This window comes from Coleofasciculus sp. E1-EBD-02, assembly GCF_040218245.1.
In the GTDB taxonomy this organism is placed as follows: domain Bacteria; phylum Cyanobacteriota; class Cyanobacteriia; order Cyanobacteriales; family Coleofasciculaceae; genus Coleofasciculus.
Genome location: NZ_JAVJQN010000256.1, coordinates 1 through 11,988, shown reverse-complemented (window position 1 = coordinate 11,988; position 11,988 = coordinate 1). Strand labels below are relative to the sequence as shown.

The following is an 11,988-nucleotide window of genomic DNA, read 5'->3' as shown; positions in this document are numbered from 1 at the left end:
AAGTCGGGGAGTTAATGCGCGTTTTTTCGGCATAGTTGGCGGAATAATTAAATGGTACGGTGAGTATTTATACTCAAAAATCCCGAAATCTACATAATTTAAAGGTTTCAACGTTCCATATCTGGCAATCAGCCATTAGAATAATGCAGTGAAACTTCGAGCCGGTGGGTGTTTCGGGCATTTTTACCTGAAACTCCTGGTTCTGGGGGTCAAATACTGAACTCTAGACTAATGGGTTAGAGTAAGCGTTGACCTTTGATTCACGTAGAAATAAGGAGATTTATGATGAACAAGGGCGAATTAGTGGATAAAGTGGCGGAAAAAGCTGCTGTGACCAAAAAACAAGCGGATGCGGTGTTAACTGCGGCATTGGAATCAATTATGGAAGCTGTCTCTGAGGGCGATAAAGTCACCTTAGTTGGCTTCGGTTCCTTTGAATCGCGGGAACGCAAAGCCCGTGAGGGACGCAACCCTAAAACTGGCGATAAGATGGAAATCCCGGCGACGAAGGTTCCGGCGTTTTCTGCGGGGAAGCTGTTTAAGGAACAAGTTGCCCCTCCCAAGTAAGGGTGTGAGTCAAGCCTGATTGGTGAAGATAAGAGAGAATGTAGAGACGTAGCATGCTACGTCTCTACAATCGGCTGATTTTGAGGAGATGTGATCCTTGAAACGACCCATCCACGGGGGAAATCTAGCTTGGGCAGCGGCGCGGGCAGGTTGTTCCCCTTCTCTGATTCTGGATTTTTCGGCGAGTATCAATCCGTTGGGACCGCCACAATCTGCGATCGCGGCGATTGAGTCTCATCTGGATGACTTAGTGGCTTACCCGGCACCGGATTACTACCCGTTACGGGTGGCTCTGAGTCAACTCCATCCCACGCTTAACCCTGACTGGATTCTACCGGGGAATGGCTCGGCTGAGTTGTTAACCTGGGCAGCCAGGGAACTCTCAGAACTGGAGGAAACGATTATTTTGACTCCAGCCTTTAGCGACTACCAACGAGCGCTGAGGGCGTTTAATGCCAGAATCAGGGCGTGTCTTTTATTCGGGGAAGATGAGGGAGTTGTCTCAACACTCAGTCAGGGCGGGTTTTGCCCAAAGGTTATTATCAATAGCCACAACAAAATCCCTAAACCCGCCCCTACATTAGGGCTTGTCTCTGGCAAACGTCAGGGTTTGCTGCTGAATAATCCCCATAATCCGACGGGTCAATTATGGGATAAAGTCAGCCTGCTGCCTTACTTGGAGCAATTTGCCCTTGTGGTTGTGGATGAAGCCTTTATGGACTTTTTGCCACCGGATCAGCAGCAAAGCCTGATTCGGTGGGTGCAGGATTATCCCAATCTGGTCATTTTGCGATCGCTAACTAAATTCTACAGCCTTCCTGGACTCCGTTTAGGTTATGCGATCGCTCATCCTGAACGGTTACAACGCTGGCAACAGTGGCGTGATCCTTGGTCTGTAAACGTCCTGGCTGTGGCGGCTGCTATTGCTGTGGTACAGGATCAGGCATTTCAACACCAAACTTGGGACTGGCTACCCGCCGCGCGATCGCATCTGTTTCAAGGGTTATCATCGTTACCAGGGTTACATCCCTATCCCAGCGCGGCTAACTTTCTACTGGTACAGTCAGAACACTCCTGTTCCCAACTGCAGGAACACCTACTCAAGCACCATCGTATTCTAATTCGGGATTGCTTGAGCTTTCCGGAATTAGGCGATGGTTATTTTCGAGTCGCGATTCGCACCCAAGCAGATAACCAACGTTTATTAGATGCTCTAAAAGCTGTTATAAATTAGTAATTATGAATCAGAATTATATTTTTTTAACGCAGAGGAACGCAGAGGTTGGCGCAGAGGAACGCAGAGGAATTGGGAGTATTGGGGTGAAAAGTTTATAGAATTGGAGAAATAATCGGGAACGATACGACAAATGACAAATGACAAATGACAAATGACAAATGACAAATGACAAATGACAAATGACAAATGACAAATGACAAAAGATTATGACCTTATTGTAATTGGTAATAGCAGGGCTGGCGCTTATGCTGCCTTGGCTGCGACTCAATTAAAGGCTCGTGTTGCCTTGATTGAACCGGAAAACCTCCAGAGCAACTGGTTAGGTCAAGAAGCGCTTTACAATCAGGCATTGATGCAGGTGGGGCGAGTTCTTCAGCAAGTACGAAAAGCACCGGAATTTGGAATTAATCCAGCTAGAAATTACTCAATTTCCGATACTGCTGAGTTAAAAAAACAGTTAGTTAAACAATCAGGGGAAGTAGGTAGAAACGAGCCATGGCAGGTCAGGGAAGCAGAGAAAGAGGAGATTAGAACGTATCTGAGTCCTCTTGAGTCAACTGCCCACTTTCCTACTGTAGAAATTCCTGACGCAATGGAATGGGCAGAAATGGTGGTTTCTACCTGTTCTGAAGCGACTTCTCCAGCTATTTTGGCATCCTTCGGTGTCGATATAATTTCTGGCAATGGAGAATTTTGTCGCTTACCTCACCTGGGCTTTGTTATCAATAATCGGCGCTTGCGAGCAAGGGCGTATCTGATTGCAACAGGATCTTGCCCAGAAATTCCTGATATTGATGGGCTAGATACAATAAGTTACTGTACTCCAAGAAATATTTGGCAGCATATAGCAACCTATCAGGTTACATCTAGAGGCAACGTTATCGAGACTGGTTTGAACGATACCGTTCCTCAGGAAACCGATAAAGTAACGAAACCTAGTCCTCAAGGAAAACCGGAGAACCTAGAAGAAACCACTCCATTTAAGTTACAGAAAAATTGGCTCGTTGTGGGTAGCACTCCCAATGCTATCGAACTCGCTCAAACATTAACGCGGCTGGATTGCCAGGTGACACTGGCGGTGAGTGAGTCTCTTATTTTTCCCCAAGAAGACGCAGAGGCGTCGCGTCTGGTGCAAGCGCAATTAGAAGCCGAAGGAATTCGTGTTTTGACTCAAAGTCCAGTGACTCAAGTAAAGTGGATTGAGGGAAAAAAATGGGTGCAAGTGGGAAATCGAGCAATTGAAACCGATGAAATTTTGTTAGCGACTGGTCAAACGCCTAATATTGAATCGTTAAATTTAGCAGGGGTTGGGGTTAAGTTTTCCCAAAAGGGGTTGAAACTTAACCAAAAACTGCAAACTACTAATCCCCGTATCTATGCTTGTGGTGATGTGATTGGCGGTTATCAATTTGAGCATATTGCCGAATATGAAGCCAGTATTGCTGTAAAAAATGCTTTATTTTTTCCGCGATGGACTGTGGATTATCAGGGAATTCCTTGGGCAATTTTTACTGATCCAACCTTAGCACGGGTGGGGTTAACGGAAGCGCAAGCCAGACGGCGTTATGGCAAGAATGTTTGGGTGGTGCGACAGTATTTCAAAACCTTGGATAAGGCGCAGATTTTAGGGGAAACGACGGGATTTTGCAAGCTGGTGCTGCGTCGGAATGGGACAATTTTAGGTGGATTAATCGTGGGAGCCAATGCTGAGGAATTGATTGGTGCGATCGCGCTACTAATTCGCCATAAGATTAAAGTGGGTTCACTGGCTAAAATGCCGCAAGCTTCGCCTACAATGTCAGAAATTCTTTATAAAACGGCGCAGGAGTGGCAACGTCAACGGTTAGAGAGTAATAAGATGTTACAAAATCTACTGGAAGGCTTTTTTAACTGGCGACGAAAGTGGTGAGTTGATACATACGAATGTAGAGACGTTGCCTGCAACATCGTAACATCTCTAGCAACATCTCTACAATGGGGGGTTTTAAGTAGCAGACTATAAGTGCAATCTATCCCTCTTGGATGGGTGAAAAGCTTGCACTTATAGCGAGACGGAAAGCACTACTGACTTCCCTCATCTCCCCCTCACCCCCTCACCCTCTCACCCCCTCACCCCATCTCCCCAATACTTATTCAGCAAGCCCTACTTACTCTCTGCCTTAAAATGTAACCACGCTGCGGATGGATTCGCCTTGGTGCATTAAATCAAACCCTTCATTTATTTTTTCCAAGGGCATGACATGGGTAATTAAATCATCAATATTAATCTTACCCTCCATATACCAATCCACAATTTTTGGAACATCAGTGCGTCCCTTTGCGCCACCAAAAGCTGTTCCTTTCCAAACCCGTCCAGTTACCAATTGAAAGGGACGAGTACTAATTTCTTGTCCGGCGGCAGCTACTCCAATAATCACACTCACGCCCCATCCTTTATGACAACATTCCAAAGCTTGTCGCATCACATTAACATTACCAATGCACTCAAAACTATAATCGGCTCCACCTTTAGTTAACTCCACCAAATAAGGAACTAAACCTCCCTCCACTTCACGGGGATTGACAAAATCCGTCATACCAAATTTTTCTGCCAATTCCCGTTTATCTGGATTAATATCAACGCCAACAATTTGACTCGCGCCTACCATTCGCGCCCCTTGGATCACATTTAAGCCAATCCCACCGAGTCCAAATACCACAACTCTGGAACCGGGTTCAACTTTGGCGGTATTAATCACCGCACCAATTCCCGTGGTTACGCCGCAGCCAATATAACAAACCTTCTCAAAGGGCGCATCTTCGCGAATTTTCGCCACGGCAATTTCTGGTAATACGGTATAGTTGGCAAAGGTAGAGGTTCCCATGTAGTGATGCAGCATTTTGCCATTACTTGAGAACCGACTTGTGCCATCAGGCATGACACCTCGTCCCTGAGTTGCCCGAATCGCCTGACAAAGATTGGTTTTGAAACTTAAGCAATACTCACAGTTCCGACATTCGGGTGTGTAGAGTGGAATCACATGATCGCCTGGTTTAACGCTTTTTACCCCGTCTCCAACCTCGACGACTACACCAGCACCTTCATGTCCTAAGATAGCAGGAAATAGTCCTTCTGGGTCTTTACCAGAGAGGGTATAGGCGTCGGTATGACAAATCCCTGTTGCTTTAATTTCGACCAGTACCTCCCCAGCTTTGGGTCCCTCTAGCTGAACGGTTTCAATGGTTAACGGTTTCCCAGCTTCGTAGGCGACGGCTGCTTTAACGTCCACGTTTTCCCTCCTGCTTTTTCCACTATCGTTTATTTAGCATAATCTGCGAGAAGCCTCACAGTCTAATCTTTGATTGACCGTGAGATGAATCGCCAGTTTATTATTGACAATTTGCTTTTTGCAAGCTACTATTAAGGATAAATTGTTTTTGTATTTGATTTACAAAGAAACCCAGCATCTCAGCTAAGGCGATTGAAATCGCAGCTACACAAACAAAGTCCGCCTGCGCGGACTGGGTTATATAGCACTACGCAGACACGTTAGGACATCAGTTAATCCCAGTAATGACCTGATAACAGGCAAAAGGGAAATACAAACGGGTATCCTGATATAACTACACTAACCCCAACCCAGGGTAATAATTTCAGTAAAAACGATATCTAAATTATAAATTCTGCACAAAACAAATTGGTTGACAAATGACTAATGACCAATGATCAATGACAAACCCAGTTATTCTCGTTCACGGTATTTTTCGCACCTCATCAGTTTTCCGCAAACTCTCTCCCTACCTCAAAAAACAAGGTTTTTCCGTTTATACCCTTGACCTAAAACCAAATAACGCCACATTGGGTTTAGACCAAATGGCAGCCCAATTAGCTAATTTTGTCAACCAAACATTCCCCCTCAACCAACCCATTGATTTAGTCGGTTTAAGTATGGGAGGACTCGTCACCCGCTATTATGTCCAGCGATTAGGTGGAATTGAGCGAGTGCAGCGTTACATTACCATTTCCGCCCCCCATCACGGCACCTGGTTAGCCTACCTATTGAACCGTCGCGCCTGCGTGCAAATGCGCCCAGGAAATCCTTTGCTAGAGGATTTAAACCGAGATGTTCAGATGTTAGAACGCCTCAATTTTACATCAATTTGGACACCCTGGGATTTTATTATTATTCCGGGTAATAGTTCACGAATGCCCGTGGGTCAAGATGTGAAAGTTCCCGTTTTAGCCCATGCTTGTATGGTGATTAATCCACACAGTATGCAAGCAGTAGCTTCGGCTTTATCCGAACCCTTTTATCAAATTAAGGCAAATTAGGTCTGTAGTTCGTAGTCAGGGCTTTAGCCCTATTTTAGGGATAGGTGTCACCTCAAAACATTACCGATCGCCAATCGCCGCTAACTCGTGACTGCCGAAAATTGCCTCTGGATGAGCATAAAATTTAAACTCCATTAAATTATAAAAGGGGTCTTGTAAGAAAAAGGTGCGATGTTCGGTCACATCACCCGGAAAGCGTCGCTTCGGTTGCTGATAGAATTGAAGCTGCTGCTGTTGGGCGCGATCGCATAAGGCTTGCCAGTCAGCTTCAGCGGTAAAAATCAAGCCAAAGTGACGCGGATAAATTCCCCGTTGTGGCGTTAAGGGTTCATCAGTGAGATGGGCTACCAGTTGATGCCCATAGAGGTTTAAAATGACCGCTTGACGGGTTTCTCGCCCAATGTCACAGCCGAGTCCTCTGCCATAATAGTCTTTGGTTTGCTCAATATCGCTAACGGGAAATGCCAAATGGAAGAGAATGGGATTCATGCTACTCATTGAAGTTTTGCCTAATCCTATAATCACCCTAAACAGTTATTCATCGATCGCATACCCGAAACTGTCGCCTACGATACACCCGGCAACGTCCTCTTAACCCTTAAGATACGCCATGGTGGGGTCAGGGCGGGTTTTGAACAAAGGTTATCATCAATAGCTTGCGCCAAGTCCCTAAACCCGCCCCTACACACTCAAAACTCAACACTTAGTAAATGCTTGCAACTTTCAATTCTCTCAACCCTTGGCTTATTGCCGTCCTCTTAAATACAGTATTATTAGCGATCGCCTGGGTAATCCCCAAGCAACTCCTCACCCGCCCTGGAATTCTCCACGCCTGGGCGTTGGGAATTGTGATCTGGGGGACGTTAGGCTGGCAAGGGTATCTGATTGTTATGGTTTATTTCCTGGTCGGTTCAGCCGTTACCCGTATCGGTATGGCACAAAAAGAAGCAGCGGGGATCGCGGAAAAGCGTTCAGGCGCGAGAGGACCCGAAAATGTATGGGGTTCCGCCCTAACAGGTACGCTTTGCGCGGTGGGCGTTCTTTTCCTGGATGAACCCTATCGCAGTTTTCTCCTACTGGGGTTCGTCGCTAGTTTTGCCACTAAGCTTTCTGATACTACTGCCAGTGAGGTAGGTAAAGCTTACGGTAAGCGCACGTTTTTAATCACCACCTTACAACCTGTATCCCCCGGAACCGAAGGTGCAGTTAGCTTAGAAGGAACTCTGGCGGGGGCTGTCGCCTCGGCTGCGATCGCGGTTCTGGGTTGGGGTGTTGGCTTTATAGACTTGACAGGTGTCTATTTTTGTGTATTAGCTGCCTTTATTGCCACTAACCTAGAAAGTGTGATTGGTGCTACTTGGCAATCTCAGGTCGAATGGATGACCAACGAAGTCGTGAATTTTATCAATACGTTAATTGGTGCGATCGCGGCTATCTTATTTATCGTCATCTGGCATAGTATCGCACTCGGCTAGTGTTTCGAGTTCGCCTGAGTTGACTGAAAAGGCAAAAAAAGTCCTCGGAGAAATAACCAAGGACAAATAACCAATGACGAATAACCAATGACAAATGACCAATGACAAATAACTATTCTATTTGCCGACCAAAGACCATTTGTAAAACCATCGGTTTACCATCATCACGATGATATTTATCCGCCCAAGCGCGAATAATCTCATCAAGTTCTGTCATCGCTTGATCAACATTTTCCGGTGGAATATCCAATTCCTCCAACACCCGCATCACACCGTCCTGACGTTCTGCCCACTCTTTCATCAACCTAAAGTACTGCGCCGTATCCTCCACCATCGTGTAGGTACGTTCTTTGCCATCTACAGGCGAATACGAGGCACTGGTCAGAGCATAATAAGGTAAACCCCAGGGACAATCAATGCGCGTCACTGTGCCGGAGTACAACAAGCGTCGCTTTATATGTTCCGCCATGGCTTCCGAAAGAGACGCCCGCCGTTCTGGGGGTAAATCTTCCTGAGAACGACTGTGCAGGAACTCAATCAATTCCATAAACTGTAAGGAACTCACCACCTGGGCATCTGGGAGATGATCCGGCAGTTTTTCCTCTAGAATTCGCTTTTCTTCCTTGTGCAGGCTAGTGCCAGAAATCCGCGATCGCCCCGGTTGCCAGGGATACTGATCCATCCACACGTAAGGAAACTGAATCAAATACCGAGGTTCTTGAGACCCCAGCATTTTCAGCAGTTTTCCTTCCGTTAATGCCTGTCGAACTTCTTCAACAATAACCTTGACCCGCTTTGGTTCAATATGGTGTAAATGTCCGGTCATCCGGTTATTTTCACCCTGTTCCAAATAGGTCGTGTAAATCGCACATTTAGCAGCAGTCGCCGCCGCATCTAGAAATGCCCCATGTCGGTGTCCACTGGTTCTCATTGCGCTGAAAGCCAGATATATCATAATCTGATCCATGGCGCTGGGGCTAAGGCTTTTGATCAGATCGAGATGATTAGTCATTTTAGGGAGCGGTCACATCGCATGGGTACAACAGAATAAAAGGTAATGACGAACCCACGGCTTCACCTAAACCAGCGAGTCCAACTTCAAAAGCAAAACATGCGCTTAATTTAAAGCACCCTAATATTAAAGTCTAAATTCTCCTTAGATTATAGACGACGGAAGATAAACAACCCAGGAGATACCGTAAACTGGAAGACCCCCTGGATGGGTCACAACTAGGGGGGATAATTCTTCCAGGAAAGTATATATTATATCAAATGGCACTAACTACCTATGCCCAAGTAAATTCGCGCCGTCCACTACCCCGGTGACAAATCTGGGGCGCGAGGGTGTCTTGGGAGGTGAAGAAACGCCGTTGTCCACCGCGATTGGTCTCAGGACCTTGAGGACCCGCATCTCCAGTTTTCACTAAAGACAATAGCGAGTGGGCAGGAGTAGACTGAAAAAGTGAGACCGAGCGATCGCGACTATCATGAGCATTGACAGCCAATGAGAGCGTAAGCAGGCTCACTAACGTAACAGAAGTGTAAAAGCGCATAGCAGATGTCCGTGTCAGGGTTTCTAGTCCCTGTTACGGACTCTTTACTCATGGTTCAGGAAAAATCCCCGTCAGAGTTAATGTGGATTGTGTGAAGTTTAATGGTAAACTAGCCTGTTTATCTTTCGTTTGTTCCCAATTTGGGTGAGGGGAATTGGGGTGCAGAGGTACACAGATGCCATGGCACGTCTGGGAGCAAGAGAAAGGTTGTAGGGGCGGGTTTTACCAATAACATTTTGGAGACAACCCCTAACCTCACTAAACCCGCCCTTTTTAGCGCAACAGGAGCAGATTAATTCCTGATCAGTGCAAACTGTTCACCAGCAACCAGTTTCCCGCCGGATTAAAACGTCCCCACCCTTGTAGCTGTTGCTGATCAGGATAATGCTGGAGTTGTTGATTAACATCAGGTTGTACCGTAATCAACATCCAAATTTGACCCATAAGATTTTCAGGTTCGCTCAGGGTAATCATGTAATCCTGGTCAGCACGACGTTGGAATATGCCAGTGAAATAGATTAAGGTATATGATTGGCGATTGGTGATTAGTGATGGGTGATTGGGAAAATTCTCCCCCTGCTCCCCCTGCTCCCCCTGCTCCCCCTGCTCCCCCTGCTCCCCCTGCTCCCCCATCTTCCCCTGCTCCCCCTGCTCCCCCTGCTCCCCCATCTCCCCCTGCTCCCCCATCTTCCCCATCTCCCCCTGCTCCCCCTGTTCCTCAACCATCCCAGAACTGGGATACTCGTCTGGATGATCCAAGTAATAACGTTGCCAATACCGCCAATCGGGATCATCAAGGGATTTGTCAAATAAGGGCATCACAGCAGCCGGGGCAATAGTATCGCCCAACAACGCCTCTTGAATACGCCGGACAGCTAACTCCCTCGGCTGACAGCCAAGTTCCACACACAATGCCGCCGCCATTCCTGCGGCTTGACCCAGATTCATTACTACAGGCTGCAACCGCGTCGAACCATTGGCAATGTGAGAGACAGAAATATTTTTATCACATACCAACAAACCATTCATTGACACGGGGACAAGGCAACCATAAGGAATCGTAAACGGTGTTCCTGTCCAACGCCCTCCCCAACGGATGGATTTTGGGGCTAAGGGAAATGTAAAACCAGGATAATGATGGTCATTGGCATAATTTCCCACAGCAATTCCGGTAAAATCGCCTGACTCATTGACAGGCAAAGGCGCAACTTGACCTCCCGCTATCGGTAAAATCTCTTGTTCCCGCAATGTCACCACCCCCACCAGACGCCGACTTTCTCGATAATAAGGATGTAAGGCGTAAGCCCCACCCCCAATAGACGCCTCTGGGAATATATCATCGGCTAAACCATAACGCCGTCCCAGTTGAGATTGAATAAAACAGGCAAAGCCTTGACTATGCCAACGGGCTTCTTGGAGAAACTGCTGTCGGGATGCATCCGATTCCACTAAGCGCCCCACCCCCTCACCATAATCATTGCCAAATTGGGGCCAATTCAGCATAAACAGTCCCCCTGGTAAGCGTCCGTAATTGAGAAAGGATTCCACCCCATAACCCTCCCACGCCCCAAAAAACTGTTCTGGCTTGTATTCAGGCGGGGGAGAAATTTCTGGTGCTGTATCGGTATCAAAATCTTTGAGGATGACGACCCAGGTTGGTGCTTGAACGGGATAGCGTTGAGTCAAGTCATTGTCAGCAACAGGCGCACTCGATTCACCAAAGCGCGATCGCAACTCCCAACCCCAGCGATAGGGAATTTCGGCTAATTCCAGTACATCTCCCAATTCCGTGGCGTCTAGGGTGACTTTGGCGTGAATTACAACATCAGCAAATTGCACCCCCGTGACACAATCCCCTGCTTTTAATACCGCTAACGGCGTTTGTCCTGCAATCCACTTGAGGTTGGGTAATGCTTGCACCCAATCTGTAAAGATTTGAGCGCCAATTCTAGGGTGGTAGGTAAACAAACTCACCCACCCATTATCAAGTCCTCCAGGCTGTCGCTGTTGGAGTTCTCGCAAAAATGCGCCCCATAACCCCGTTTGCCACGCGGCTAATTCATTGCCATCGGGCGCACAGACTCCGGCTGTCGTCAGCATTCCTCCTAGCCAGGAAAACTCGCTGACTAGGATTGTTTTAACGCCTCGACGTGCGGCTTGGATGGCTGCACTTGTGCCTCCTGTACCACCGCCGACAACTAAGACTTCTGTTGTTAATTCATTCACCGCGATCAAAAAATGGGTTGGGGATAGTGAATATCATCACTCCTGGATCAGAGTCAAGTCACAGATGCTTTTTGTAATAATTCGTTACATTGTGAATAACATAAATTTACAAAATAGCTCAACAAAGGAGAACGATTATGATTAGTCCAATGGTTATCCTAGTTTCATTGTTTGTCGTCGGTTGGGTCGCCGTTGCTGTATTAGGGACTCAGGCTTACTTCCGAGGCGAACAGAGGAAGCCAATCCACGATCGCAACTGGCGTTCTGAGTCCTTTGAGCAGCTAGCCGAGTCGATCACAGGGACTCAGACAAATTACAGCGATCGCACGCCAGCTTACAAGATGGATGCTTATGCGAGCAATAATTTGCCTTCCTAACCGCATCCCTGTTTGCTCAACGCTTTTACACCGCCATCTCCCTTTTAGCCGCATTTGCTGCTAAGGACGATGGTGACGGTAGGAAAGTAAAAGTAGAGATTTCATGAACCCCGCCCTACTTCGTGAGGACGGGGATTGGCAGAGGGAACCTGCCAGGAAGTCATGAATAGGGCATGAGTTGGTAGGGGATAACCACTTCCGAACGTTTCTCTAGTTCGGATTAGATGTAGGTCTAGGAATC

At 47.0% G+C, this 11,988-nt stretch carries 11 protein-coding genes; 6 read left to right on the top strand and 5 right to left on the bottom strand.

The genetic code is table 11. The features are described 5' to 3' along the window. Positions 1-285 precede the first annotated feature (285 nt). The 3 genes from RIC07_RS37335 to RIC07_RS37325 all read left to right on the top strand — a co-directional run bounded on the left by RIC07_RS37335 (position 286) and on the right by RIC07_RS37325 (position 3,713). Positions 286-567, top strand: a complete 282-nt coding sequence (locus RIC07_RS37335; protein ID WP_044207165.1) for an HU family DNA-binding protein — start codon at positions 286-288, stop codon at positions 565-567. A 97-nt stretch (positions 568-664) separates the two neighbouring features. Further along, entirely contained in the window at positions 665-1,801 is a 1,137-nt protein-coding gene (gene cobD / locus RIC07_RS37330) for a threonine-phosphate decarboxylase CobD (protein WP_446398918.1), read from the top strand. A gap of 196 nt (positions 1,802-1,997) precedes the next feature. Beyond that, complete coding sequence (locus RIC07_RS37325) at positions 1,998-3,713, top strand: dihydrolipoyl dehydrogenase family protein (RefSeq protein WP_446398917.1); 1,716 nt, start codon at positions 1,998-2,000, stop codon at positions 3,711-3,713. A gap of 250 nt (positions 3,714-3,963) precedes the next feature. On the opposite strand, the gene RIC07_RS37320 is transcribed toward RIC07_RS37325, so the two are convergent. Then, the gene (locus RIC07_RS37320) at positions 3,964-5,073 is read right to left on the bottom strand and encodes an S-(hydroxymethyl)glutathione dehydrogenase/class III alcohol dehydrogenase (RefSeq protein WP_446398916.1); all 1,110 of its coding nucleotides are present in this window, start codon (positions 5,071-5,073) and stop codon (positions 3,964-3,966) included. Positions 5,074-5,513: 440 nt separating this feature from the next. Between RIC07_RS37320 and RIC07_RS37315 the strand changes: the two genes are divergently transcribed. Further along, complete coding sequence (locus tag RIC07_RS37315; protein ID WP_446398915.1) at positions 5,514-6,116, top strand: esterase/lipase family protein; 603 nt, start codon at positions 5,514-5,516, stop codon at positions 6,114-6,116. Between the two features lie 60 nt (positions 6,117-6,176). Here RIC07_RS37315 and RIC07_RS37310 read toward each other — a convergent pair whose 3' ends face one another. Beyond that, the gene (locus RIC07_RS37310; protein WP_446398929.1) at positions 6,177-6,605 is read right to left on the bottom strand and encodes a VOC family protein; all 429 of its coding nucleotides are present in this window, start codon (positions 6,603-6,605) and stop codon (positions 6,177-6,179) included. A gap of 221 nt (positions 6,606-6,826) precedes the next feature. On the opposite strand from RIC07_RS37310, the gene RIC07_RS37305 reads away from it, so the two are divergent. Continuing rightward, positions 6,827-7,591: a TIGR00297 family protein gene (locus tag RIC07_RS37305; protein ID WP_446398914.1), complete on the top strand. Its 765-nt coding sequence runs from the start codon at positions 6,827-6,829 to the stop codon at positions 7,589-7,591. Between the two features lie 112 nt (positions 7,592-7,703). On the opposite strand, the gene hetR is transcribed toward RIC07_RS37305, so the two are convergent. The 3 genes from hetR to RIC07_RS37290 form a co-directional block, all read right to left on the bottom strand. Further along, complete coding sequence (gene hetR / locus RIC07_RS37300) at positions 7,704-8,603, bottom strand: heterocyst differentiation master regulator HetR (protein WP_446380989.1); 900 nt, start codon at positions 8,601-8,603, stop codon at positions 7,704-7,706. A 274-nt stretch (positions 8,604-8,877) separates the two neighbouring features. After that, entirely contained in the window at positions 8,878-9,144 is a 267-nt protein-coding gene (gene patX, locus RIC07_RS37295; RefSeq protein ID WP_446380990.1) for a heterocyst-inhibiting protein PatX, read from the bottom strand. 303 nt (positions 9,145-9,447) lie between these two features. Continuing rightward, the gene (locus RIC07_RS37290) at positions 9,448-11,379 is read right to left on the bottom strand and encodes an FAD-dependent oxidoreductase (RefSeq protein ID WP_446398913.1); all 1,932 of its coding nucleotides are present in this window, start codon (positions 11,377-11,379) and stop codon (positions 9,448-9,450) included. A 140-nt stretch (positions 11,380-11,519) separates the two neighbouring features. On the opposite strand from RIC07_RS37290, the gene RIC07_RS37285 reads away from it, so the two are divergent. After that, the gene (locus tag RIC07_RS37285) at positions 11,520-11,747 is read left to right on the top strand and encodes a photosystem II protein, Psb35-related (RefSeq protein ID WP_446348214.1); all 228 of its coding nucleotides are present in this window, start codon (positions 11,520-11,522) and stop codon (positions 11,745-11,747) included. The last annotated feature ends 241 nt before the right edge of the window (positions 11,748-11,988 follow it).